The organism is Kushneria phyllosphaerae, assembly GCF_900312995.1.
GTDB classification, from domain to species: Bacteria; Pseudomonadota; Gammaproteobacteria; order Pseudomonadales; family Halomonadaceae; genus Kushneria; species Kushneria phyllosphaerae.
Genome location: NZ_ONZI01000002.1, coordinates 22,136 through 47,703, shown reverse-complemented (window position 1 = coordinate 47,703; position 25,568 = coordinate 22,136). Strand labels below are relative to the sequence as shown.

At 57.5% G+C, this 25,568-nt stretch carries 22 protein-coding genes; 18 read left to right on the top strand and 4 right to left on the bottom strand.

Features of this window, described 5'->3' with window-relative positions; all coding sequences use genetic code 11:
- Window positions 1-33 precede the first annotated feature (33 nt).
- The gene (locus KSP9073_RS06080) at window positions 34-1,050 is read right to left on the bottom strand and encodes a zinc-binding alcohol dehydrogenase family protein (RefSeq protein ID WP_108842100.1); all 1,017 of its coding nucleotides are present in this window, start codon (window positions 1,048-1,050) and stop codon (window positions 34-36) included.
- Window positions 1,051-1,191: 141 nt separating this feature from the next.
- Here KSP9073_RS06080 and KSP9073_RS06075 point away from each other — a divergent pair, with 141 nt between their 5' ends.
- Together KSP9073_RS06075 and KSP9073_RS06070 are read left to right on the top strand one after the other, a co-directional pair.
- Window positions 1,192-1,815: an NUDIX hydrolase gene (locus tag KSP9073_RS06075; RefSeq protein WP_108842099.1), complete on the top strand. Its 624-nt coding sequence runs from the start codon at window positions 1,192-1,194 to the stop codon at window positions 1,813-1,815.
- Window positions 1,815-2,738: a DUF429 domain-containing protein gene (locus tag KSP9073_RS06070; protein WP_108842098.1), complete on the top strand. Its 924-nt coding sequence runs from the start codon at window positions 1,815-1,817 to the stop codon at window positions 2,736-2,738. The genes KSP9073_RS06075 and KSP9073_RS06070 overlap by 1 nt, the downstream gene beginning before the upstream one ends.
- Before the next feature lie 108 nt (window positions 2,739-2,846).
- On the opposite strand, the gene pyk is transcribed toward KSP9073_RS06070, so the two are convergent.
- Window positions 2,847-4,316 carry a pyruvate kinase gene (pyk, locus tag KSP9073_RS06065; protein WP_108842097.1) on the bottom strand — a complete coding sequence of 490 codons (1,470 nt, stop codon included), beginning with the start codon at window positions 4,314-4,316 and terminating at the stop codon, window positions 2,847-2,849.
- Between the two features lie 376 nt (window positions 4,317-4,692).
- Here pyk and topA point away from each other — a divergent pair, with 376 nt between their 5' ends.
- The 4 genes from topA (at window position 4,693) to KSP9073_RS06045 (ending at window position 8,948) form a co-directional block, all read left to right on the top strand.
- On the top strand, window positions 4,693-7,362 hold the full coding sequence (gene topA, locus KSP9073_RS06060) for a type I DNA topoisomerase (RefSeq protein ID WP_108842096.1): 2,670 nt from the start codon (window positions 4,693-4,695) through the stop codon (window positions 7,360-7,362).
- On the top strand, window positions 7,359-7,817 hold the full coding sequence (locus tag KSP9073_RS06055; RefSeq protein WP_108842095.1) for a DUF6586 family protein: 459 nt from the start codon (window positions 7,359-7,361) through the stop codon (window positions 7,815-7,817). The genes topA and KSP9073_RS06055 overlap by 4 nt, the downstream gene beginning before the upstream one ends.
- 89 nt (window positions 7,818-7,906) lie before the next feature.
- Complete coding sequence (locus KSP9073_RS06050; RefSeq protein ID WP_108842094.1) at window positions 7,907-8,152, top strand: hypothetical protein; 246 nt, start codon at window positions 7,907-7,909, stop codon at window positions 8,150-8,152.
- Window positions 8,153-8,246: 94 nt separating this feature from the next.
- The gene (locus KSP9073_RS06045; RefSeq protein ID WP_165814178.1) at window positions 8,247-8,948 is read left to right on the top strand and encodes a lipopolysaccharide kinase InaA family protein; all 702 of its coding nucleotides are present in this window, start codon (window positions 8,247-8,249) and stop codon (window positions 8,946-8,948) included.
- Window positions 8,949-8,988: 40 nt separating this feature from the next.
- Here the strand turns inward: KSP9073_RS06045 and lexA are convergent, their stop codons facing one another.
- Window positions 8,989-9,633 carry a transcriptional repressor LexA gene (gene lexA / locus KSP9073_RS06040; RefSeq protein ID WP_108842092.1) on the bottom strand — a complete coding sequence of 215 codons (645 nt, stop codon included), beginning with the start codon at window positions 9,631-9,633 and terminating at the stop codon, window positions 8,989-8,991.
- Between the two features lie 165 nt (window positions 9,634-9,798).
- Between lexA and KSP9073_RS06035 the strand changes: the two genes are divergently transcribed.
- From KSP9073_RS06035 to KSP9073_RS06020, 4 genes are read left to right on the top strand one after another with little or no spacing between them, the layout of a single operon-like run.
- On the top strand, window positions 9,799-10,527 hold the full coding sequence (locus tag KSP9073_RS06035; RefSeq protein WP_108842091.1) for a TetR/AcrR family transcriptional regulator: 729 nt from the start codon (window positions 9,799-9,801) through the stop codon (window positions 10,525-10,527).
- Complete coding sequence (nagZ, locus tag KSP9073_RS06030) at window positions 10,524-11,573, top strand: beta-N-acetylhexosaminidase (protein WP_108842090.1); 1,050 nt, start codon at window positions 10,524-10,526, stop codon at window positions 11,571-11,573. The genes KSP9073_RS06035 and nagZ overlap by 4 nt, the downstream gene beginning before the upstream one ends.
- Before the next feature lie 37 nt (window positions 11,574-11,610).
- The gene (locus KSP9073_RS06025) at window positions 11,611-12,894 is read left to right on the top strand and encodes a mechanosensitive ion channel family protein (protein WP_108842089.1); all 1,284 of its coding nucleotides are present in this window, start codon (window positions 11,611-11,613) and stop codon (window positions 12,892-12,894) included.
- Window positions 12,887-13,474, top strand: coding sequence for a hypoxanthine-guanine phosphoribosyltransferase (locus KSP9073_RS06020; protein ID WP_108842775.1), 588 nt, complete (start codon window positions 12,887-12,889; stop codon window positions 13,472-13,474). Before KSP9073_RS06025 ends, KSP9073_RS06020 begins: the two co-directional genes overlap by 8 nt.
- Window positions 13,475-13,636: 162 nt before the next feature.
- Here the strand turns inward: KSP9073_RS06020 and mfd are convergent, their stop codons facing one another.
- Window positions 13,637-17,086 carry a transcription-repair coupling factor gene (gene mfd / locus KSP9073_RS06015; RefSeq protein WP_108842088.1) on the bottom strand — a complete coding sequence of 1,150 codons (3,450 nt, stop codon included), beginning with the start codon at window positions 17,084-17,086 and terminating at the stop codon, window positions 13,637-13,639.
- A 396-nt stretch (window positions 17,087-17,482) separates the two neighbouring features.
- Between mfd and KSP9073_RS06010 the strand changes: the two genes are divergently transcribed.
- The 8 genes from KSP9073_RS06010 to nqrM all read left to right on the top strand — a co-directional run bounded on the left by KSP9073_RS06010 (window position 17,483) and on the right by nqrM (window position 25,564).
- Window positions 17,483-18,931 carry a glyceraldehyde-3-phosphate dehydrogenase gene (locus KSP9073_RS06010; RefSeq protein WP_439330942.1) on the top strand — a complete coding sequence of 483 codons (1,449 nt, stop codon included), beginning with the start codon at window positions 17,483-17,485 and terminating at the stop codon, window positions 18,929-18,931.
- 278 nt (window positions 18,932-19,209) lie between these two features.
- Complete coding sequence (locus KSP9073_RS06005; protein ID WP_108842086.1) at window positions 19,210-20,565, top strand: Na(+)-translocating NADH-quinone reductase subunit A; 1,356 nt, start codon at window positions 19,210-19,212, stop codon at window positions 20,563-20,565.
- Complete coding sequence (locus KSP9073_RS06000) at window positions 20,565-21,794, top strand: NADH:ubiquinone reductase (Na(+)-transporting) subunit B (RefSeq protein ID WP_108842085.1); 1,230 nt, start codon at window positions 20,565-20,567, stop codon at window positions 21,792-21,794. The genes KSP9073_RS06005 and KSP9073_RS06000 overlap by 1 nt, the downstream gene beginning before the upstream one ends.
- Entirely contained in the window at window positions 21,794-22,579 is a 786-nt protein-coding gene (locus KSP9073_RS05995; protein WP_439330941.1) for a Na(+)-translocating NADH-quinone reductase subunit C, read from the top strand. Before KSP9073_RS06000 ends, KSP9073_RS05995 begins: the two co-directional genes overlap by 1 nt.
- A 2-nt stretch (window positions 22,580-22,581) precedes the next feature.
- A complete protein-coding gene (locus tag KSP9073_RS05990; protein ID WP_108842083.1) occupies window positions 22,582-23,262 on the top strand; it encodes an NADH:ubiquinone reductase (Na(+)-transporting) subunit D in 681 nt (226 codons plus the stop codon).
- Entirely contained in the window at window positions 23,262-23,882 is a 621-nt protein-coding gene (nqrE, locus tag KSP9073_RS05985) for an NADH:ubiquinone reductase (Na(+)-transporting) subunit E (protein WP_108842082.1), read from the top strand. Before KSP9073_RS05990 ends, nqrE begins: the two co-directional genes overlap by 1 nt.
- Before the next feature lie 34 nt (window positions 23,883-23,916).
- Window positions 23,917-25,149: an NADH:ubiquinone reductase (Na(+)-transporting) subunit F gene (nqrF, locus tag KSP9073_RS05980; RefSeq protein WP_108842081.1), complete on the top strand. Its 1,233-nt coding sequence runs from the start codon at window positions 23,917-23,919 to the stop codon at window positions 25,147-25,149.
- Window positions 25,150-25,312: 163 nt separating this feature from the next.
- Window positions 25,313-25,564 (top strand): (Na+)-NQR maturation NqrM, encoded by a 252-nt coding sequence (gene nqrM, locus KSP9073_RS05975; protein ID WP_108842774.1) that lies wholly within the window; start codon window positions 25,313-25,315, stop codon window positions 25,562-25,564.
- Window positions 25,565-25,568 lie beyond the last annotated feature (4 nt).

The window sequence follows — 25,568 nt, the reverse complement described above, 5'->3', positions numbered from 1 at the left end:
CCTCGGGCCGGCGTTTTCATACATGGCCTTGCGTTAGTCCATGGCGGTCAGGACCAGCTTGCCGATGGTGTGGCCTTCTTCCAGCATCTGATGGGCGCGGGTCAGATTTTCGACACTGAGCGGGCCCACGATTTCCCCCAGCGTGCTGCGCAGCCTGCCTTCATCGAGCAGGCGCGCCAGAGTGGCCAGCGCAGCACCCTGTTGTTCGCGCTGTACATCATGCAGGGGGCGAGCAAACATGAACTCCCAGTGGAAACTGGCGGCCTTACCCTGCAGGGCATTGAGATCCACCTGCTGTTTCGTCTCGGCAATGGCCACGATCTCGCCCAGTGGCTTGATCAGGGACACCATGTTGTCCCAGTGCACGCCAATATCATGGCAGTTGAAGATGTAGTCGACCTCTTCAAGATCGAGCCGCTTGAGCTCGTTGACCAGATCATGATGATCGATCACGTCATGCGCGCCCATTTCACGACACCACTGCACTGACTGTTCGCGCGAGGCCGTGGCTATCACGCGGATACCGGTCAGCTGACGGGCCAGCTGAATGGCGATCGACCCCACGCCACCGGCGCCATTGATGATCAAAAGCGTCTGATCGCCATGGTCACCGCTGTCCTGTGCCAGGCGCAGCTTGTCAAAAAGGGCCTCCCAGGCGGTGAGTGCCGTCAGCGGCATGGCGGCAATTTCCTCGATATCCAGCGATTGAGGCGCGCGGGCCACCAGACGAGAATCGATCAACTGGTACTGGGCGTTGCAGCCTGGTCGGTTAACCTCTCCCGAGTAATAGATGCGCTCGCCGACGGAAAGCTCGCTGACGCGCTCGCCAATCGCTTCAACGATGCCCGTGGCATCCCAGCCCAGGATGGTGGGCTGGCCAAGCTCGCCCAGGGCTCCGGCACGAACCTTGGTATCCACCGGATTGACCGAAATGGCCTCGATGCGAACCAGAACGTCCTCACCTTCGGGCGCGGGCCGCTCGATCTCGATTTCTTCGAAGGCACCGGGTGCATTAATGTCGCTGGCACCGCGTGTGGCAATGGCTTTCATGGTTTCTCCCTTGATTAACGAACGCACACTGATGCGTCATCCACTAGAATATCAGCCATCAATCTGGACCATGATGACAGCCGATGCCAGTCGCTGTGCTTGTGGTGATACGGGCATGATGGAAAGCAAGAGAGATATGGCATGACACATGACTGGTTAGCCTTTGCAAAGGCCCTCAGATCCATTGCCCAGACCGGGCAGACCTATACCGACAACAAGTATGAGCTGGAGCGTTATCATCAGTTGGAGGCGTTGACCAACCAGATGTTTGCCGTGCTCGGCGATGTGCCCATCGAAAAAATCGAAAACCTGATCATTCCTGACCAGGGGTATGCCACGCCCAAGGTGGATGTCCGCGGGGCCGTCTTTGACGACAGCGGTCGCGTCCTGCTGGTCCGGGAAATGAAGGACGGGCTCTGGACGCTGCCTGGCGGCTGGGCCGACATCAACGAAGGTCCCAGTGCCAACGTGTTAAAAGAGATTTTCGAGGAGTCCGGGCACCGGGCAAGTCAGCCGCGTCTGGTCATGCTCAAGGATCGCAGCCTACATCCTTATGCCTACTATTCGCCGGATCATATCTACAAGCTCTTTTATGTCTGTACCCATGAGGGCGGCGAGTTCGTGCCCAACAACGAGACAGATGCCGCGGCCTTTTTTGATCTTGACGATCTGCCGCCGCTGTCCGAGGGGCGCACACTGCCCGTGGACATCCACGAGTGCTGGGCCTTTGCCTCGTCCGGTGCGCCGGGAATCTACAGCGACTGATGATGGCCAAAATCGATCGGCTGCTTCATGCCGACTGGAGTCTGTCTCCTTCAAAGCGTTGGTACGCCGAGGCCCGGCGCATGGATGGCCTGTGGCAGATCCATGATCCGGTTCGTATCGACAATATTCACGCCTGGCGTGATGAGGTTCTGCTGTCGCCTTCATGGGCAACAACGCTTGCCGGGTTTGATTTCCCCATTGGTGTTCCGGGGCAGTGGGCCAGACAGGTGGAGGTGACCGATTTCAGGTCATGGCTCGATGCACTTGAGTCGTCGCGATGGCGGGATTTTTTTGATACGGCGGGCGCCTGTGACGACATCTCGCTGACACGACCCTTTTATCCCCGTCATGCCCGAAAGGGGGTCAGGCAGTCGGATCTGACGCAGGCGCTCAATGTTGAGAGTTTTGATGCCCTGCGTCGAGAGTGCGAACGGGAGATGCCGGGTCGCAAGCCCTGTCCACTGTTCTGGACACTGGGGGCCAATCAGGTCGGCAAGGCCGCACAGACCGGCTGGCAGGACGTTATTAGACCGGCCGTGGCGCAGGGGGCCGCGCTCTGGCCCTTTGATGGCGATCTGACGACGCTGGGACAGACACGTCACTGCATTTTATGTGAAACCTGGCCCACGCTGGCGGCCCGTTTGGTAGGCGCCGAGCTGTCGGCGCGCCAGAGCAAACGACGGCAAGCCGATCGACTCGAGGCCTGTCGACGACTCCTGAACAGCCAGCTGCCGGTTCAATGGCAGGCGCAGGCGAAAGCATCGCTACTGTCAGGGTTTGGCGAGCGGGCCGACGGTGAGGATGCATTTGATGCCGTGCTGGGCATCCTGATGATGGTGGCCGTGGTAGAGGGGCAGTTGCCGGTGTCATCGCCCCTGTCGAGCGAGGCGCGTCATATCGAAGGGTGGATACTGGGCCTTTAGCACAACAGGCTTCAGGGTCATTCTGCGTAGTTAAAGTGCCGGAAAATACGAAAGGCCTTCAAATGAAGGCCTTTTTTTAAGGCTGGAAAGCCATTCTACAAATGCCGATCAGCCGATGTGTTCGCCAACCTGAACAATCTTCATGGCATTGGTGCCGCCCTGAGCACTGACGTGATCGCCGCGGGTCAGGATGACATAGTCTCCCGGATTGGCCAGTGCACGCTTTTGAAGTTCGGACACGGCGCGCTGGTTGACCTCGGCATTGGGCATGTCATCGGTATTGAACTCGATGGCAAACACACCGCGATAAAGCGCCATGCGACGCAGCGTGCGCGGATGCGATGACAGCGCAACGATCGGCAGGCCTGAGCGAATACGCGAGGCAATTAGAGGCGTATAGCCGGTTTCAGTCAGACAGGCGATCGCGGCCACGCCTTCCAGATGGTTGGCAGCATACATGGCCGACAGGGCCACGGTTTCATCGATGCGATGAAACTCATCGGCCATGCGGTGCTTGGATTCCTGAGCGGCACGTTCGCGCTCGGCACCCATGCAGCAGCGGTTCATCGCTTCAATGGTTTCGACCGGGAAGCTGCCGGCGGCCGTTTCGGCAGACAACATGACAGCGTCGGTGCCATCAAGGACCGCATTGGCCACGTCGAAGACTTCGGCGCGTGTCGGCAGCGGCGACTCGATCATCGATTCCATCATCTGTGTGGCCGTGATGACCGCGCGATTGAGAGTACGAGCGCGGGCAATCATGCGCTTTTGAACGCCGATCAGCTGTGCATCGCCGATCTCTACGCCCAGATCGCCACGGGCGACCATGACGGCATCAGAGGCCATGATGATTTCATCGAGCGTGGCTTCGTTGGCCACGGCTTCAGCGCGTTCGACCTTGGCCACCAGCGCGATGTTCCTGCCGGCGTCGCCGAGCAGGTCACGTGCCAGCTGCATATCGGCGCCGGAACGGGGGAAGGAAACCGCCAGGAAATCGACTTCCAGATCGATCGCGGTTTTCATGTCCTCGCGATCCTTGTCGGTCAATGCTGCTGCCGACAGGCCGCCGCCCTGCTTGTTGATGCCCTTGTTATTGGAGAGCTTGCCCCCCACCTTGACGGTGCATTCAATGCGCCCGCTGTCGACACGCGTGACTTCAAGTACAACGCGACCGTCGTCCAGCAGCAGAACATCGCCGCCTTTAACGTCGTCGGCCAGTTCCCGGTAGTCACAGCCGACCTGGTGCTGATTGCCTTCATCGCGGCCCAGGTTGATATCGAGGACAAAGTCCTGACCGTTTTCAAGCTCGACCGAGCCGTTGGCGAAACGGGCAATACGGATTTTCGGACCCTGCAGGTCGCCCAGAATGGCCACGTTGCGCTTTTGATTTTTGGCGGCTTCGCGTACGGCGACGACACGGCGACGGTGGTCTTCGGCGCTGCCATGGGAGAAGTTGATTCGAACGACATCAACGCCTGCGTGCACCATGGCGTCGAGAACGCCTTCCTTGTCACTGGCGGGGCCAAGGGTGGCGACAATCTTGGTGCGGCGAATCGGACCGGCAGTCGCTTTCGTCATGAAGCATTCTCCTGATGCGGTGGCTGAATGTATTCACTATACCTTCTTCACCCCTTTGGGTGCGACGGCTGTGCGTTAAAGTCCTTCAGACTCTGGCCCAGAGACCATGGCCAGGTGTTGACTGAACCCGGGGTAAAGTCTTGACGACGCCCTGAAAAATGTCGAGGTATTCGGTGGGACCTGGAAAGCTCACCTGATGTCGGCGATCAAGGGTCGTTGTCGTGCACCGTTTTTAACCGGTGGCGCCATGGGTAAGGCCAGGGTAGGGTAGTCGCATTTTCAGGGTGTCTGAATTGGTCCGGATCAACGGGCGCTCACACACGCTGCTTTTCTGACATGACAGTGTCGGCAGGGCCGGCAAAAGAGACGGAGATCTATGGGCAAGTCACTGGTGATCGTCGAGTCGCCGGCCAAGGCCAAGACCATCAACAAGTACCTCGGCAACGATTTCATCGTGAAATCGAGTGTGGGTCATATTCGTGACCTGCCGACCAGTGGTAGTGGCAAAAATGCCACTGACCCCTCCGAGCGTGCGCGACAGGCGGCTGCCACGCGCAAGATGTCTGCCGAAGAAAAGGCGGTCTATAAAAAGCGCAAGAGTCATGATCAGCTGATTCGCCGCATGGGGGTTGACCCTGAAAATGACTGGCAGGCGAACTACGAAATCCTGCCGGGCAAGGAAAAGGTCGTTGACGAGCTCAAAAAGCTCGCAGAGAAGGCAGATGCCGTCTATCTCGCGACCGACCTTGACCGCGAAGGGGAGGCCATCGCTTGGCATTTGCGGGAAACCATCGGCGGCGATGAGTCACGCTATCGTCGTGTGGTGTTTAATGAAATCACCAAAAATGCTATTGCTCAGGCGTTTGAGACACCCGGTGAACTCAAGCTTGATCGTGTGCATGCCCAGCAGGCCCGACGGTTTCTGGACCGGGTCGTGGGGTTCATGGTCTCGCCACTGTTGTGGAACAAGGTTGCCCGGGGGCTGTCCGCTGGCCGCGTTCAGTCCGTTGCGGTGCGTCTGATCGTTGAGCGAGAGCGCGAAATTCGCGCCTTTACGCCCGAAGAGTTCTGGGACGTTCACGCCGATCTTGAAGCCGGCAGCGGCGACACCGTGCGCTTTGAAGTGGCACGCCATGGCGGTGAGAACTTCCGTCCGGTCAGTGAATCGCAGACCACCTCGCTGATTGCACCGCTCAAAACGGCCGAGTACACCATTACCGGACGGGAGGAACGCCCGACTTCCAGCAAGCCCGGTGCGCCCTTTATAACGTCTACCCTGCAGCAGGCTGCCAGTGGCCGCCTCGGGTTTTCGGTCAAAAAGACCATGACCCTGGCGCAACGCCTGTATGAAGCAGGCTTTATTACCTACATGCGTACCGATTCGACCAACCTGTCGGCCGATGCCATTACCATGGCGCGTGACTACGTCGAAGCGGAAATGGGGAGCAACTATCTTCCCGAATCGCCCAACGTCTATTCCAGCAAGGCGGGTGCTCAGGAAGCCCACGAGGCGATCAGGCCGACCGATGTCAGCCGACGAGCGGATGACCTGGGCAGCATGGAACGTGATGCCGAGCGTCTTTATGAGCTGATCTGGCGCCAGTTCCTGGCCTGCCAGATGGTGCCTGCCCAGTATCTGTCGACCACGTTGAGCATCGAAGTCGAGAATTTCGAGCTGCGTGCCAAAGGGCGCGTGCTGCGCTTTGATGGCTATACCCGGGTGCTCAAGCCTTCTTCCAGAAAGGAAGAGGATCAGCAGCTGCCGGATCTGGGCAAGGGAGAGCGTCTTGAACTCAAAACGCTCGAACCAAAGCAGCATTTTACCAAGCCGACGGCGCGCTATACCGAAGCCAGCCTCGTCAAGGAGCTGGAAAAACGCGGCATTGGCCGACCTTCGACCTATGCCGCGATCATCTCCACGATTCAGGAGCGTGGCTACGCCAAGCTGGACAGCCGCCGCTTCTACGCCGAGAAGCTCGGTGAGATCGTCACTGACCGACTGACGGAGTCCTTCCAGGACCTGCTGGACTATGGCTTTACGGCCCGCATGGAAGATGAGCTTGACCACGTCGCCGACGGCGAACGTGACTGGCGCGAGCTGCTGAACAGCTTCTACGGTGATTTTCGTGCCCGTCTCGAGCATGCCGAGGGTGAGGAGGGCATGCGCCCCAATCAGCCGGTCGAGACCGATATCCAGTGTCCGACCTGCGGGAGGCCAATGCAGATTCGGATTGCCTCGACCGGTGTCTTTCTGGGCTGTTCGGGCTACAACCTGCCGCCCAAGGAGCGCTGCAAGACCACCATCGATCTGCTGCCCGGTGATGAAGCCGTGCCCGCAGACGCTGATGACAATGCCGAAACCGATGCCCTGCGCGCCAAGCGCCGCAACCCGAAGACGGGTACGGCGATGGACAGCTATCTCATCGATGAAACGCGCAAGATTCACATCAGCAATGATGATGACGGCTATTACGAAATCGAAGAGGGCCACTTTCGCATCAAGGGTTATGAAGGCCCGACCATCGAGTGCGACAAGTGCGGTTCGGAAATGCAGCTGCGTACCGGGCGTTTCGGTAAATACTTCGCCTGTACCAATGACGATTGTAAAAATACTCGCAAGCTTTTGAAAAGTGGCGAACCGGCTCCGCCCAAGATGGATCCGATTCCAATGCCGGAACTGACCTGTCAGAAGGTGGATGACCACTATGTACTGCGTGATGGCGCCAGCGGCCTTTTCCTGGCGGCCAGCCAGTTCCCGAAAAATCGTGAAACGCGCCCGCCGCTGGTCAGCGAAATAAGGCCTCATGCCGAAGCGCTGCCGGAGAAGTACCACTTTCTTTTGAAGGCACCGGACCATGATCCGGACGGTCATCCGGCGCAGATTCGGTTCTCGCGCAAGACCAAGAGTCAGTACGTGCTGACAGAAGCGGATGGCAAGGCCACCGGCTGGAAGGCGCTGTGGGAAGGGGATCGCTGGCAGGTCGAAGACAACCGGAAGAGTCCGGGCGCCAAAAAGGGCAGCAAGGGTGGGAAGCAGGCCTCATGAGCCATCAGGGTCGTACCAATCAGCTGCTGTATCAGGCCCTACTGCTGCTGGAGCAGCCGCCGGGCAATGACGAGCATGCCGACGCCAGGCGTCGGGCCCTCGAAGAGGGAGCGCTTTCAATGATTGAAATGGCACTTGAAAGCGTGATCAAGGAGATTGCCCATACCTGTCGCTGGCCCTCAATGCACTGGCGCACGGTGCTGGATCAGCCTCCGGCGCCGGTCGCTGAAATCGAGTTGCTGCGAGCGCTTGTGGCCCAGCCCGAAAGTTGGCTGGCCCGTCTGATGCAGCTATTGGACCGTCTCCATGATGAAGGCGGCGCAGCGCAGCTTCGTCGCCATGACAACATGATTGCTTCCAGCCAGAGCGAGCCTCTTCAACGGGAGCTGGCAAAGTGTCTTGATGATTTTCGAACACTGCTCCCAAGACTTCGTGAAACCAGTTATGAATGGTAATGCCTTGTATTTGATAAACGTGACATTGTCGTCAGGTGCCCTTAATATTGCTTTAATGTTGTTCGCTGATCGGATCAGTGAGGTGGCACATGACTGAAGCGGCCGTATTTGAAATTGTTGAGCTGGAAGACGGGCAGTTTGTGCTGCGGGCCGCCGACAGCGACGAGAAGATCGAGCCTCTGGCCAGCATTCGGTTTTCATCCCAGACTCTGGAGCTTTTACGCCATCATCGATTTGATGTTGCCCGTGAGATGCTGGATCACCTGATTTCGCGCTCTGTACTGGCCGATGAAGATGATGCTATCGATGCGCCCGAGCCTGCTGCCATTCACTGATCCGGTGTCGTTGTATTGATCCGCTCGATACCCGTCCATGTGCGGGTATCGGCGTTTCAGATCCTTGTATCTGAAAAACCGGAATGAATTTGTTATGTCACAGAGCCTGCAGGGCGATTTTGACTTCTGGTGGCAGGCACCGGGAGAATGGGTAGAGCCTCCCAATCAGCGAAAGGGCGGCCTCAGCGGTGTTCGGTTTGTAAGTCCTGACCCGCAGGGGCCGTCGTTTTACGTCAAGATTCAGCATGGTCATCTCTTTCACAGCCTGCGCTATCCGCTGGGTCGGCCCACGACAGTACGTGAATGGCAGGGGCTCAATCGATGTCGAAAGCTTGGCGTCAATGCGCCGGTTCCCGTTTTTTTCAGGGCCCGCAAAGGCAGCCAGGGCTGGCAGGCCGTGCTGGTGACCGAAGCGCTACTTGGTTATGAGAGTCTGCAGGCCATGCTGTTGGCCGACCGATATACACTGGAACAGCGCGCTGTCATTTTTCAGGCACTGGCGGAAAATCTGATCAGACTGCACCAAAGTGGCCACAAGCATGGCCATCTCTATCCCAAGGAGGTGTTGGTGCGCCTGGATGATGATGGCAGGGCTCATACGGCCCTTGTAGATCTGGAAAAGTGTCAGCGCCGACCGTCGGCTCGCCTGGCAGCCATGCGTGATCTGACGCGTCTTTTTGGGGACGCTCGCCCGATGGGGATGCGCGACGATGAATGCCATCTGATGATGGATATCTATCAGCGTGCCGGAATGGCGCTGGACGGGGACCGGCTCATGTTACCGCGCGTACGGTGACGCACCTCTGGTGCATCACCGCACGGGACAGGAGGAAGGTTTAAAGGCTGTTACCGTCACCACCCCGAATGACACCTACGCCAACGCCTTCAATGTCCAGGCTCTGGCGCGTCAGATCAATCGTGATGGGTTCAAAGTCAGGGTTTTCAGCAATCAGGCTGACAATGCTGCCCTGTCGCTTGAAACGCTTGACCGTCACGTCGTCACCCAGTCGCGCCACCACAACCTGTCCGTCGCGGGCGTCATGAGTGCGATGGACGGCCAGAAGATCACCATCCAGAATGCCCGCATCACGCATGGAAAGACCGCGGACCCGAAGCAGGTAGTCAGCCCCCGGATTGAAAAAATCGGCAGGCATTGGGCAGTAACGTGAAATGTGCTCGGCAGCAAGAATCGGGCTCCCGGCGGCCACTTCGCCAATGACGGGTAGTCCTGCAGTGATGCTTTCCTGTTCCTGAGCAATCTGCACCTGAGCAGAAATACGAATGCCACGCGATGTTCCAGGGATCATCTCGATAACCCCTTTCTTGCGTAGAGCGCGCAGATGCTCTTCAGCAGCATTGGGCGAGCGAAATCCCAGTGCGCCGGCAATTTCGGCACGCGTAGGCGGGTAGCCGAGTTCACTGATGGTCCTGGCAATGAAATCGAATACGGCCTGTTGGCGTGCGGTCAACGGTCGTGTCATGTGCAGTGGCCATTGTTGATGTATACAGTATGTGATTGTATCCAGTCATCAGATCAATGCAAGCGCTTCGATACTGTCTCCCGTGCAGGTGCCAGCCGGCAATGGTGCTACCATCATGAGCTGGTCTGCACGTTTTCATTTCATGACAGAGAACTGATATTTTCCATGGTGCCATCCGATACCGTGACCCGAATCCTTGATGCGGCGGAAGTACTGTTTGCCGAACATGGCTTTTCCGAAACTTCCCTGCGTCGGATCACGGGTCGTGCTGAAGTCAATCTGGCCGCTGTCAATTATCACTTCGGCTCCAAGCAGGCCCTAATACAGGCAGTGTTTTTCCGATATCTGGACCCTTTCAGTGCAGATCTCCATCAGAGGCTGGATAGGCTGGATAGGCTGGATAGGCTGGAGGCAGACGAGGCGAGATCATCAGATCTTGACCGGCTTCTCGATACGCTTTTTATCAGCGTGCTGGAAATGCCCTCTGAAAGTCATGATCTCAGAACCTTCATGAAGCTTCTGGGGCTCGCCTATTCGCAGGCTCAGCGCCATCTTCGTGAAGAGCTTCGCAGCCGTTACGGTGATATCTTTTCGCGCTTTTTGAAGCTTCTTAGGCAGGCGACCCCGGAGCTGGCCGACGACGAACGTTTCTGGCGGCTGCATTTCATGCTGGGGTCGGTCATCTTTACCCTGTCCGGTCTCAATACGCTGCGCGACATCGCAGAGCATGACTATCATCAGCGCATCACCATCCGAGAGCTGGCTCAGCGGTTAAAACCGGTCGCTCTGCATGCCTTGCGCGCCCCGGTGACCGAGGTTGATACCAGTGGCATGTCGACGTCCTGTGCGGACCGCGAGACGATTTCCCATCCCAGAACAGGAACGCATTCATGATCGATTCCGGGGCTGAAACCTTTGGTGGCCCTCTCATGTGCGACATTGAGGGCACGCGTCTGAATGACGTGGAGCGAGGCTGGCTTTCCGACCCTTGCGTGGGGGGGATCATTCTCTTTGCGCGCAATGTCGAGTCCCCCGAGCAGATGCGAAAGCTGTGTGATGACATTCGCCGCTGCCGTTCGAACATCGTGATTGCCATTGATCAGGAAGGCGGGCGTGTTCAGCGTCTTCGCAATGGCGTCACTACGCTGCCGCCGATGGCGCATCTGGGGCAGTACTATCGTCGCCTGCCCGATGAGGCGCTGTTGCTTGCCCGGGATACCGGATGGCTGCTGGCCATGGAAATGGCGGCCTGCGGCGCTGATTTTTCCTTTGCGCCGGTACTGGATCTGGACGACGCCCGTTGCCCGGCCATCGGCAATCGTGCCTTCTCTGATGATCCGCAGCATGTCACCGCGCTGGCCGGTGCCTTTATTGAAGGGTTTGAAGAGGCCGGGATGGCCAGTGTCGGCAAGCACTTTCCGGGTCATGGCGGGGTCACGCTCGATTCACATCTTGTGATGCCGGAAGATACCCGAACGCTTGAAGCGCTCGAGTCACACGACCTGATTCCCTTTCGTTCGCTGTCTGATCGCCTGACCGGCATCATGCCGGCGCACGTGCGTTTTACCCAGGTCGATGATCGCCCCGCCGGTTTCTCAAAGCGCTGGCTGGAATATCTTCGTCACGACATCGGTTTTGAGGGCGTGATTGTTTCCGACGATCTTTCCATGGAAGGCGCAGCGATGGCCGGGGGCCCCGGCGAGCGCGTCATGGCGGCGCTTGCGGCCGGCTGTGACCTGACCCTTTTATGCAACGACCCCGAAGCCGCTGCCCGTGCTCGCGACAGGCTGGCCCGGCATGAGATGGCGCCGGAAGCCCGTCAGCGTCTGGGCAGGCTTCATTTCAGCGGTGAGCGCTTGACGCTTGAAGCGCTCAGGGCGCTGCCGCGCTGGCAGTGCACATATGACAGCCTTCAGCAGATCGACACACGGTCTGACTAACGACCAAACGCACCCATGACCTGAAAGGTCCCTCTTTATGGAAGCCACTGCACTCTGGCAGGACCTGCTCACCGATATGCGCGACCGCATGGATCAGCTGTTCGGCCTGCCTGGCTGGGCCGCCATGCTGATCGGTCTGGCGTTTTTGACCGTAGTGGTCGATATCGTGTCGGCAATACTGCTGCGTCGGCTGGAGCGCCGTCTGCGTGATAGTCCAAGGCGCTGGGATGATGCCCTGGTGCATGGCTTTCGGATGCCCTTTCGGGTGTGGCTCTGGAGCGGTGCGTTATGCATGATCCTGACCCTGGTGGCTCGGGAAATCGAGTTCGAAGGGGTCAGTCGCTATATGGCCCTGGCGTTTGGCATGATCACCCTGGTATTGGTGTTCTGGGGCGAAACCCGGCTGATGCAGCGTCTCGAGCAGCGACTGGTCTTTCCGCCCGGCAGCTCGAAGTCGACCCCGGTGGATCAGACCACGGCCTCGGCGGTGACCAAGATTGTCGGAGCGGTCACGCTGATCGTCGTCCTGCTGCTGGCCATGCAGCTGCTGGGAGTCAACATGTCCAGCATTCTGGCAGTCGGCGGTGCAGGTGGTTTGCTGGTGGGCTTTGCCGCGCGAGATGTCATGGCCAATTTCTTCGGGGGAATGGTCATTCACCTGGACAAGCCTTTTCAGGTAGGGCACTGGATTCGCTCACCCGATCGTGAAATAGAGGGCGTGGTTGAAGATATCGGCTGGCGTCTGACCCGTATTCGTACCTTTGCCGGGCCGCCCATCTATGTGCCCAATGCAGCGTTCAGTCGGATTACCATCGAGACACCTTCCCGTATGCAGGCACGCCTTCTCTGGGAGAACGTTGGCATCCGCTATCAGGATGCCGGTGCCATTGAAGCGATCACCAGCGACATACGTGAGATGCTCGACCAGGATGACGAGATCAACAGCGATGAGCTGATCACGGTGACGTTCAATCAGTATGGTGACTATTCACTTAATCTGATGATCTACGCATTGAGCAGTGTCACTGACTGGCAGCGTTATAACGAGACTCGCCAGCGCATACTGCTCGCCGTACGCGACATCATCTATCGGCATGGCACAGAGCTGGCCCTGCCTGCTTCAAGAATTTATGTTCCCGATGAGGTGCGCCTTGGTCAGAGGGCGCAGCAGGAAGACCTTGAGTCTGAAGGGGATTCCCGGCAGGATAGCGCCCCTCAAAATTCCCGGTCGACCTCCAGAAGCCGTTCGGGGAAGCAAAACAAGGGGCAGCCTGCCCCATTTGATACCGAACACAACAGTGAGTCAGATGGCGATGCCTGAACAGCATGATGGTCACCTCGAGATAGCCCAGTATCACAACGATATGAAGGTTTTGATGGATGAGGCAGATTGCCTGATCGATCTTCCTGCGGTTGAAAGGGCGCTGGATGACATGGCCGAGCGACTGACGCAGTCTCTCTCTGACAGCATGCCGGTGTTCTATTGCGTGATGAATGGCGGTCTGATCACGACCGGCCATCTGCTGACCCGTCTGGGCTTTCCGCTGGAAGTGGATTATCTCCACGCCACGCGCTATCGCGGCGGTCTGCGCGGTGGTGAGCTGTTCTGGCGTGTGTCTCCTGAAGTGCCCATGGCAGGGCGTCACGTGGTGATCGTGGATGACATTCTGGATGAGGGGGCAACCCTTGCCTCCATTCTCGAATATTGCCACCAAGCAGGGGCGGCCAGTGTGTCATCGGCCGTGCTGGTCGAGAAGATGCACGATCGCAAGGCGGTTCCTGACCTCAAGGCGGACTATTGTGGCCTGGAAGTCGAGGACCGTTATGTCTTCGGTTTCGGTATGGATTACAAGGGCTACTGGCGTAACGCCCCGGGCATCTTTGCCCCGCGCGGTCTCTAACTTCGGCGGACAAGTCTCTCAAGTGTCAGAGCATTAGAGCACTCGATTCCAGCATGCGAAGTAACGCGCTGCAGACATGAAGCCCAAAGGGCCGGCCATCTAGGGCCGGCCCTTTTTCGTATGCGTTAGTCCCGCATGTACCCGACTAGCGCCGTAAGAGCGTCATGACTTCTGGTTGAAATGCTCCAGCAGGGATTCGACAGCGGCAAAGCGGGTCTCGGCCTTCTCCATGGGTTTTTCAAAGCGCAGGGTGTCAGCACCATCAAGGCGGTACTGGTCGGGTGCTTTCTGCATCATCTTGACCAGCGTCATCGGGTCAACCGAAGTATCGGCACCGAACTGTATACGGCCACGCTTGTCGCCTGCCTCCAGTCGTGTAATCCCCAGACGCTCGGCCTTGAAGCGAAGGGTAGCCTGGCGGAAGAGATGCTTGACCGGCTCCGGCAGCATCCCGAAGCGGTCGATCATTTCGACCTGCAGTTCACGTAGCTCGCCATCATTTTTGGCATTGCTGATCCGCTTGTACATGACCAGACGCTGCTGAACGTCATGCATGTACTCTTCGGGGATCAGTGCCGGCAGTCCCAGACTGATGTCCACGCCTTCCGACATGGGTGCTTCGATGTTGGGCGTCTTGCCGCTTCGAATGGCATTGACGGCGCGGTCGAGCATTTCCATGTAAAGGCTGTAGCCGATGGTCTCGATTTGACCGCTTTGCTCTTCGCCCAGTAGTTCCCCGGCACCGCGAATTTCCAGATCGTGGCTGGCAAGCGTAAAGCCTGCGCCCAGATCTTCTGCCTGAGTAATGGCCTCCAGGCGCTTGGTCGCATCGGTGGTGATCTGTTTGGGCGGCGGGGTGAGCAGGTAGGCGTAGGCCTGATGGTGTGAACGACCCACACGACCGCGCAACTGGTGGAGCTGGGCCAGGCCGAACTTGTCGGCACGCTCGATGATGATGGTGTTGGCGCTGGGCACATCGATGCCGGTTTCAATGATGGTGGAGCACACCAGCACGTTGAAACGCTTGTGATAGAAGTCCGACATCGCACGCTCCAGGGCGCGCTCGGCCATCTGGCCATGGGCGACGCCCACGCGGGCATCTGGCACCAGTTCGCGCACCTTTTCAGCCGTGGCTTCGATCGATTTGACCTCATTGTGCAGGTAGTAGACCTGACCCCCTCGAAGCAGTTCGCGCAGCACGGCCTCCTTGAGAACGGCCTGATTGCGCTGCTGCACGAAGGTCTTGACCGACAGCCGGCGCGCCGGGGGTGTGGCAATGATGGACAGGTCTCGCATGCCACTCATGGCCATCGACAGCGTTCGCGGGATGGGTGTGGCGGTCAGGGTCAGAATGTCGACTTCGGCACGAAGCGTCTTGAGCTTTTCCTTTTGATGCACACCGAAGCGGTGTTCTTCATCAATGATGACCAGCCCCAGATTGGCAAACTCAAGTTCCTTGCCCAGCAACTTGTGCGTACCAATGACGATATCGATGCGGCCATCATTGAGACGTTCCAGCGTCTGTGACTGCAGCTTGCCGCCCTGAAAGCGTGACAGGATATCGATATTGATGGCCGAATCGGCGAAGCGGTCACGGAAGTTGTCAAAATGCTGCTGGGCCAGCAGCGTTGTCGGCACCAGCACGGCCACCTGGCGGCCGGACTGGACGGCCAGAAAGGCCGCTCGCATCGCCACTTCCGTCTTGCCAAAGCCGACATCACCGCAGACCACGCGGTCCATCGGTTGTGACGAGGTCATGTCATGGATGACAGCGTCAATGGCCATGCGCTGATCTGGCGTTTCCTCAAACGGGAAGGTGGCCGCAAAGCGCGCGTATTCCTGCCCGGGCGGTTCGCAGGCAAAACCTTCACGCGCCTCGCGTCGGGCATAGACATCCAGCAGCTCGGCCGCTGTATCGCGAACCTTCTCGGCTGCCTTGCGGCGCGCCTTTTCCCACTGATCGCTACCCAGCTTGTGCAGGGGGGCGCTTTCATCACTGGCGCCGGCGTAGCGCGAAATCAGATGAAGGCTGTCGACCGGCACGTAAAGGCGTGCGCCGCTGGCGTATTCCAGCGTCAGAAATTCAGCCGGCATGCCGCCGGCGTGTAGGGTTTCAAGGCCCAGATAGCGGCCGACCCCGTGTGCCTTGTGAACGACCGGTGCACCTTCCCTGAGTTCGGAAAGGTGGCGTATGGCCAGCTCGTTGTCGTCCGTGGCACGACTTCGACGCCGACTCTGACGCACGACCTCGCCATACAGTTCGGTTTCAGTCAGTACCAGCAGCTTTTCGCTTTCCAGCCAGAGTCCACGCTCAAGGCCGCCCTCAACGAGCGCATGAGGCTGGCTGGCCTCGAGAAAGCTTTGCCAGCTGTCCGTATCCCCCAGGGAAAGGTTCAAGGGCGCCAGAGCCTCGTGCAGGGCTTCCTGCCGGCCCCTCGATTCCGCCACGAACAGCACGCGAAGATCATCATGGCTTTTGAGAAACTGTTCCAGCGACGCCAGCGGTTTGGCAGCACGGGCGTCGATGGCAATGTCGGGCAGTACAGCGCCTTCGACGGGGGCGCCTTCTTCATCGGTGCGCCACTGAAGTCGCGGGTAGCGGTTGATCTGTCCGAAGAGCTCGGCCACCGGTACAAAGGCCTTTACCGGGGGCAGTAGCGGTCGAGTGGGATCCACCCCAAGATTTTCAAACCGTCCGGTGATGGACTGCCAGTGGCTTTCGGCCGCTTCAAAGCTGCCCGGCATCAAGGCGCAGCGCAGTTGATCGCCAATATGGTCAAAAAGCGTTGCCGTGTGTTCGAAAAACAGCGGCAGATACTGCTCAAGCCCCGGAGAGGGGATGCCCTGCAGCGCATCCAGATAGAGCGGACAATGACGCGGATCAACATCAAAAAGTGTCTCAAAGCCTTCGCGAAAACGGGCAATGGCGTCCTGCGTCAGGGGGTATTCGTGTGCCGGCAGCAGCTCAATGCGCTCGGTACGCTCGCTGGAGCGCTGTGTGTCCGGGTCGAAATGACGCAGGGTGTCGATCTCGTCATCAAACAGGTCAATGCGAAGCGGCTGCTCGCTGCCGACCGGGTAAAGATCGATCAAGGCGCCACGAAAGGCGTATTCCCCGGGTTCATAGACGGTTTCAACGGCGCGATATCCGGCCCGATGAAGCTGGCCGCGAAAATGCTCACGGTTCAGCGACATGCCCTTTTCCAGATGCAGGGCCTGGACGGCGACATAATCGGTTGGCGGCAGGCGCTGCATAAGGGTGTTGATGGGCGCCAGAATGACCGCCTGGTACTGATGGTGAAGCTGTCTCAGGGTGCGAAGCCGTTCAGAGACGATGTCCTGATGCGGTGAGAAGCTGTCATAGGGCAGTGTTTCCCAGTCGGGAAAGACCAGTACTTCCTGATCGCTGAAAAAGCGCAGCGCCAGTGCCATGCGCTGAGCGCTGGCCGAATCCGGTGTGATGACGAGCAGCGGCGTCTTTTCGGCGCTGGCCAGATGAGCCATGGCAAGCGCATCAGCGCTGCCCTCGGGCAGTCGCCAGCGTGTGTTTTCCCGGGCAGAGGCAAGTGCTGGGGGCGAAAGAGGGCTGATGGTGTGGCTATGCGATGGCATGGTTCACTTCAGATCGATGGGCACAATGACAAAATGCGGACAGTATCGTCGATATGAAAGAGGTTTGCCTTGAAGTCTGTCATTCCCGGGACATTTGAGTTGGCTATCGTGCCGTATCACGTCCTGTCGTGACGGCGCTCATGATGTGGTTTCGGGTATCGATAAAACGCTTGTGACCCGTCATGGCGCCGCACGGAAAGCTTGTCAACCGATCCTTTGGTGTAGTCGGGCTACATGTTTGCGACTACACAACCATTGTGACAAGGCGGTGCTCTTTTGATAATGCCGCCACTTTAAGATTGCAGCTGCCGAGAGAGTGCCCACGATACCGCAATGGATATCACCTAAAAAAAGGGCAGGCGCTGCAGGTTTTCGATCACTGCAAGGAAACCTGACGTGAGTATGGAAAAAGAAGAAATGTGTCTGCAGCAGTGGCAGGCGCAGGAAGCACTGGCCGAAGAGATGATCCCGTTGCTGGGGCGTCTCTATCGGACCTGTCAGGTGGTGCCGCTGATGTATGGCCGTTCCATGGTGAATCAGTCGGTCATCCAGTTATTAAAGCATCATCGCTACGCTCGTCATGCTGAAAACGTCGAGCTGGAGGTTGGCGATACCTTTGCGCTGCTCAAACGACTGATCGAGCTTGAGCCCGGTCCTGCCCATATCGATATCGGCAAGCTGGCCGTGGCTTACAAGCGTAGCGGCGAACACGATGTGATGGGGTTTTTAAGAAAAACGCTTGATCCCATCGTGGGCCAGCAGGGCAAGGGTGCGCCAGCGCAACCGCGCGATGTGGTGCTTTATGGCTTTGGCCGTATCGGCCGGTTGCTCGCCAGACTGCTGATCGAGCGCATTGGTGGCGGGCGAACGCTGCGATTGCGTGCGGTGGTCGTGCGCGGAGACAGCTCCGATCTGGAGAAGCGGGCCAGCCTGCTGCGTCGTGACTCCATTCACGGGCCTTTTCCGGGAACGCTGACGCTGGATCACGATAACGATGCCATTATCGCCAACGGCAACTATATCCAGTTTATTCGCGCGGAATCTCCTGACAGCATCGATTACACGGCCTACGGCATCGATAACGCTATTGTGGTGGATAACACCGGCAACTGGCGCGACCGGAAAGGGCTTGAAAGGCATCTCTCCTCGAAGGGTGTGGCGCGCGTACTGCTGACGGCGCCGGGCAAGGGCGATATCAAGAATATCGTCTACGGCATCAATGAACAGGACACCGATGAGGATGAGCGGATCCTGTCGGCGGCGTCATGTACTACCAATGCCATTGTGCCGGTACTGAAATGCCTGTCGGATCGTTATGGCATTGAGCGTGGTCATGTTGAAACGGTTCATGCCTATACCAACGATCAGAACCTGACCGACAATTACCACAAGGCCGAGCGTCGTGGACGCAGTGCGCCAATGAACATGGTGTTGACCGAAACCGGGGCTGCAAAAGCAGTGACCAGAGCACTGCCGGAACTTGCCGGCAAGCTGACCGGCAATGCCATTCGAGTGCCCATTCCGAACGTCTCCATGGCCATTTTGAATCTCACGCTTGAAACGGCGTGTGATCGGGAAGCCCTGAACGGCTATCTGCGCGAAATGTCGATCGACTCAAAACTGCGTCGTCAGATCGATTTTGTTGACTCGCCTGAAGTGGTGTCGTCGGATTTCGTGGGTAACCGTCACGGTGGCATCGTGGATGGCAAGGCCACCATTGTTGACGGCAAAAATATTGTGCTGTATGTATGGTACGACAATGAGTTTGGCTATAGCGCTCAGGTGATTCGACTGGTGCAGCATATGGCACATGCGCGGCTCCCTTCCTTTCCTTCGCCAAACTGAAATGATCGCATTTCCTCCTGGACTTTGGTCCAGGAGTCCCTCGAGTCCAACGTGAATCCCTTGTAACTCATGTGGTTTTTCACGTGCTGGCTCCTTATAATACGGCTGGTTTTTAAACCGTGTTAAATCATGTCCGCTCCTGCGGATCACCGAAACATCTCATCTGATTGATCATCACCCAAGGGGATCACCGGTAATAACGGTTGCTATCAATAGCTTGCGTCAAACGGTTATCAAACCCTGCATGACTGCATCAGATTCGACTACTGGGCGAGACTATGATCGAAGTCAAACGAGGCCTGGATCTCCCCATCGCGGGTTCACCTTCCCAGACCATCGATAATGGTCAGCCGGTGAAGCATGTGGCTGTTCTTGGCCCTGATTACATCGGCATGCGGCCAACCATGGAAGTCCGCGAGGGAGACCGGGTATCGCTTGGTCAGTTACTTTTTACTGACAAGAAAACCGAAGGCGTTCGCTATGTAGCGCCGGCTGCTGGTGAGGTGGTCGCCATTAACCGTGGCGAGAAGCGCCGTCTTTTGTCGGTGGTCATTCGGGTGGATGACAGCAGCGATACCGATGAGACAGCCTTTGAACGTCATGCGCCTGATCGTCTCGACACTCTGGAACGCCAGAGCGTTGTTGATCAGCTGGTCGCTGCCGGCCTGTGGACCAGCTTTCGAAAGCGCCCCTTTTCGCGTGTGCCGTCGGTGTCCGAGCATCCGCTCAATATTTTCGTAACCGCCATTGATACGCACCCTCTGAGTGCTGATCCAGCGCCCATTATTGCTGAGCGCAAGGAGGATTTCGTCAATGGCCTCAGGGTTATACGGCACCTGACCAAAGGGCAGGTGTATCTGTGTACCGCTCCCGAGGCGCAGATTGAAGGTGGTGAGCTTGACGGGGTGACGCATGAGCGCTTTGCCGGTCCTCATCCGGCAGGCCTGGCCGGTACTCACATCCATTATCTGTCACCGGTAGGGATTAGCCGTCAGGTGTGGCATCTGAACTATCAGGATGTCATGGCCATTGGTACGCTGTTCACTGAAGGTCGTCTGGATACGCGCCGTGTGATTGCCCTGGGTGGCCCGGCGGCCACGAAGCCGCGTCTGGTGCGCACGCGTCTGGGCGCAAGCCTCGACGAGCTGCTTGCCGGTGAAGTCGAGCGTGATCAGGATGTCCGCGTGATTTCGGGGTCGGTGTTTGGCGGTAATACAGCTCGGGATCATACGGCCTATCTTGGTCGTTACCACCTTCAGGTGTCCCTGATCGAGGAAGGCCACAAGCGGGCTCTGCTTGGCTGGCTGTCACTGGGTCTTGATCGGCATTCCGCGACCGGCATTTATCTTTCACGCCTGACGCGACCGGCTTCCTTTCGGCCCAATACCAATACCAACGGTTCCGAGCGTGCCATGGTGCCGATCGGCTCCTACGAACAGATCATGCCTCTGGATATCCTGCCGACCCAGCTTTTACGCTCGCTGATCGTTGGGGATATAGAAGTGGCCATGCAGCTGGGTTGTCTGGAACTTGACGAGGAAGATCTGGCGCTTTGCACCTACGTCTGTCCCGGCAAGTACGAGTATGGCCCGATCCTGCGCGACAATCTGACAACGATCGAGAAAGAGGTCTGATGATGGGGATTCGTCGTTTACTGGATAATATCGAGCCCCATTTTCATGAGGGCGGTAAATACCAGCGTTTCTATGCACTGTATGAAGCAGTAGATACCATTTTTTATGCGCCGGGTCATGTGACCGGCTCGACCTCTCATGTGCGTGACGGCATCGACCTCAAGCGCATCATGATCACGGTCTGGATGTGTACCTTTCCGGCCATGTTTTTCGGGATGTATAACGTCGGGCTTCAGGCCAACGTGGCCATTGCCGACAACTATGGCGCGCTGGCCGGCTGGCGTGAAGCGGTCGTTATGGCACTGGCCGGCGGGCATGACCCCGGAAGTATCTGGGGCAATTTCGTGCTCGGGGCAACATGGTTTGTTCCCATCTATGCCGTTACCTTTATCGTGGGCGGTTTCTGGGAAGTCCTGTTTGCCATTCGTCGTGGCCATGAAGTCAACGAAGGCTTTTTTGTCACCTCCGTGCTGTTTGCCCTGATTCTGCCGGCCACCGTGCCGCTGTGGCAGGTTGCACTGGGCATCACCTTTGGGGTGGTCATTGGCAAGGAAGTGTTTGGCGGCACCGGCAAGAACTTCCTGAATCCGGCCCTGACCGGTCGCGCCTTTCTCTACTTTGCCTATCCGGCACAGATGTCGGGCGACTCCGTATGGGTTCCCGCAGATGGCTATACGGGGGCCACGGCACTTTCCACGGCAGCGCAGGGCGGCGTCGATCAGCTGGTCGCACAAACGCCATGGATCAATGCGTTTCTGGGCTTTATCCAGGGCAGTATCGGTGAAACCTCTACACTGATGATTCTGCTGGGTGGCCTGATCATGATCTGGACCCGAGTGGCCTCCTGGCGCATCATTCTGGGTGTCTTTCTGGGCATGGTGGCCACGGCAACGCTCTTTAATCTCATCGGTTCCGATACCAACCCGATGTTTGCCTTGCCCTGGTACTGGCATCTGGTCATCGGTGGTTTTGCCTTTGGCATGATCTTCATGGCCACCGATCCCGTCTCGGCTTCAATGACCAATACCGGCAAGCTGGTCTTTGGCGCATTGATTGGTTTCATGACGGTACTGATCAGGGTCGCCAATCCGGCGTTTCCTGAAGGCATCATGCTGGCCATCCTGTTTGCCAACCTGTTCGCACCGCTGATCGACCACTTTATCGTTCAGGCCAATATCAAACGTCGGCAGAAGCGTCTGATGCCGTCAAAGGATAAGGAGGTTGCCTGATGGCCAATAATGATTCGATCAAGAAGACGCTGACGGTGGCGCTGTCGCTGTGCGTGGTCTGCTCCGTGGTAGTGTCCACGGCGGCCGTAGCGCTCAGGCCGACCCAGCAGCAGAATCAGGAGCTTGACCGCAAGACCAATATTTTGCAGGTCGCCAACCTGATGGAGCCGGGCAAAAGCGTTGAACAGCAGTTTGGTGAGATCACCCAGCGGGTAGTGGATCTTCGCAGCGGCAAGTATGCCGATGACATTGATCCTGACCGCTTCGATCAGATTGCCTCCACTCAGGATCCGGCCATGTCGAGGACGCTGAGCGGTCCTCAGGACAGGGCCGGACTGGGTGGCCGCGTTGAAAATTACGCGACGGTATATCTGGTGGGCGACCCCGACAAGCCTGACGAGATCATCCTGCCGGTACGCGGACAGGGGCTTTGGTCGCTTATGCTGGGATATTTGGCGCTTGAAGGCGATGGCAATACGGTCGTGGGTCTGTCGTTTTATGATCAGGGCGAAACGCCGGGGCTGGGAGGCGAGGTCGATAATCCCCGCTGGAAATCGCTCTGGCCGGGCAAGGAAATTTACCCTGAAGACAGTACCGAACCCGCTATCCGACTCGTCAAGGGCGGTGTTGGCAGCAATACGCCTGATGCCGAACACAAGGTGGATGCGCTTTCCGGTGCTACCCTGACCAGCACAGGTGTCACCAACCTGCTGCAGTTCTGGATGGGCGACGAAGGTTTTGCCAACTATCTGGCACGCTTTCGTGACACTTCACAAGGAGCTTGATCATGGCAAAAACTGATACGGCCAGAGGTCTGCTGATAACTCCCATTTTTCAGAATAACCCCATTGCGCTGCAGATCTTAGGGATCTGTAGTGCGCTGGCGGTCACCAACTCCATGAGCACCTCTCTGGTCATGGGGCTGGCGGTTATCGCGGTGACGGCATTTTCGAACATGTTCGTTTCGTTGATTCGCAATCATATGCCGTCATCGATTCGTATCATCATTCAGATGACCATCATCGCATCGCTGGTCATCGTGGTCGATCAGCTGTTGAGAGCGTTCGCCTACGATCTTTCCAAGCAGCTGTCGGTATTTGTCGGCCTGATCATTACCAACTGTATCGTGATGGGTCGTGCTGAAGCCTATGCCATGCAAAATGGCCCTGTCCTCAGCTTTCTGGATGGCGTCGGCAACGGTCTTGGGTACACCTTTATCCTGCTGGCCGTCGGATTTTTCCGTGAGCTGCTGGGCTCGGGTTCGGTGTTTGGCATGACCATCATGCCGACCATCAATAATGGTGGCTGGTATGTGCCCAACGGTCTCATGTTGCTGCCGCCCTCGGCCTTTTTCGTGATTGGTCTGCTGATCTGGGCGATCAGAAGCCTTAGCCCTCAGCAGGTCGAGACCAGCGAATTCAGGATCACGACCAATACCAAACCGCACACTGCACAGGGGAGCGTGTAATGTTTGAACATTACCTGAGCCTTTTCATCAAGGCTGTATTTGTTGAAAACATGGCGCTGGCGTTCTTTCTGGGCATGTGTACGTTTCTGGCCGTGTCCAAAAAGGTGTCCTCGGCCATCGGCCTCGGTGTGGCGGTCATCGTTGTTCTGACCATCACCGTACCGGCCAATAACCTGATCCTTAATTACCTGCTCAAGGCGGGCGCACTGTCATGGACAGGCGTTGAGGGTGCGGAAAACATTGATCTGTCGTTTCTGGGTCTTCTGAGCTACATCGGCGTCATTGCCGCCATCGTTCAGATCCTTGAGATGTTTCTCGACAAGTTTGTGCCGGCTCTTTACAACACGCTGGGCATCTATCTGCCGCTGATTACGGTGAACTGCGCCATCATGGGTGCCGCTCTTTTCATGGTGCAGCGTGATTACGCCTTTGGCGAGTCGGTCGTCTATGGGCTGGGCGCTGGCGTTGGCTGGGCACTGGCCATCGCGGCTCTGGCGGGCATTCGGGAAAAACTCAAGTACAGCGATGTACCGGCCGGGCTTCAGGGACTGGGCATTACCTTCCTGACGGTTGGCCTGATGTCACTGGGCTTCATGTCGTTTTCCGGCGTTCAGCTGTAAGCGGCGGATCATCGACTGAGCAAGGAAACGAGTCATGGTAGATACTTCTGTCATCATCGTTGGCGTGGTCATGTTCACGCTGATTATTCTGGGCCTTGTGGCCATTATCCTTACCGCCCGCAGCCGATTGGTCAGCAGCGGTGAGGTGACCATTGAAATCAATGGTGATCCTGAAAGCACCATCAAGACCCAGGCCGGGGGCAAGCTTTTGCAGACCCTCGCCGGGCAGGGCATTTTCCTGTCCTCTGCCTGCGGCGGCGGCGGGTCCTGCGCTCAGTGCAAGTGTCGCGTTCAGGAAGGTGGCGGGTCGATCCTCGCAACCGAAGAGAGCCATTTCACCATGGGTGAAAAGAAGGAAGGGTGGCGTCTCTCCTGTCAGGTACCGGTCAAGCAGGACATGAAAATCGAGGTGCCCGAAGACGTCTTCGGCGTCAAGAAGTGGGAGTGTACCGTTGTTGATAATGACAACGTGGCCACCTTCATCAAGGAGCTGACGCTGCGCCTGCCGGAAGGCGAGAATGTCGCCTTTCGCGCCGGTGGCTACATGCAGCTCGAAGCGCCGCCGTATGAAGTGGACTTCAGCAAATTCGATATTGCCGAAGAGTACCGGGGTGACTGGGACCGTTTTGGCTTTTTCAATCTGAAAACCAAAACGACCGAGCCGGTGATCCGTGCCTACTCGATGGCCAACTATCCGGAAGAGAAGGGTACGCTCAAGTTCAATATTCGTATTGCAACGCCGCCGCCCAACTCGAGTCATCAACCGGGTCTCATGTCGAGCTGGGTCTTCAGTCTCAAGCCGGGTGACAAGGTCACGGTTTATGGCCCCTTCGGCGAGTTTTTTGCCAAGGATACTGATGCCGAGATGATCTTCATCGGTGGCGGTGCGGGCATGGCGCCCATGCGCAGCCATATTTTCGATCAGCTCAAGCGTTTGGGGACCGATCGCAAGATCTCTTTCTGGTATGGCGCTCGTTCGGTTCGCGAGTCGTTTTATAACGATGAATATGACCGTCTACAGGAAGAAAACCCCAACTTTGAGTGGCATCTGGCTCTGTCGGATCCGCAGCCCGAAGATAACTGGACCGGCAAGACAGGCTTTATCCATAATGTCCTGTATGAAAACTATCTGAAGGACCATCCGGCGCCTGAAGACTGTGAGTACTACATGTGTGGGCCGCCGATGATGAACGCCTCGGTCGTCAAGATGCTCCTGGATATGGGCGTCGAGCCGGAAAACATCCTGCTGGATGATTTCGGCGGTTGATCTGGCGCTTTTTTTGACGGCACCGGTAACCCCGGTGCCGTTTTTGGTTCAGGGCTATCCCATCGATTGTTTTACCGGCATTGGTACTTGTACACCCATGGCGGTTAAAATGGGGGCAACGGTCACTCTCGGGTCGATGACTGATAACGAACAGGAGCAATCCATGCTGTTATGGTTAATGGTTCTGGCGGTCATGCTGGTTGTCGTGGGCGTCATGTCGGTAGGCGTACTGTTGGGGCGCAAGCCCATCAGCGGTTCATGCGGTGGTCTTAATAACCTGGGGCTCAAGCAGGGATGTGACATCTGTGGCGGCAAGGATGAGGTCTGTGAAGAGCAGCAGCGCAAGGAAAAGCTGCGGCGCGTCACTTACCGACCCGAGCTGGCGCTTGATGCAAGTCGCAAGCCTGGAGCATAGCGAA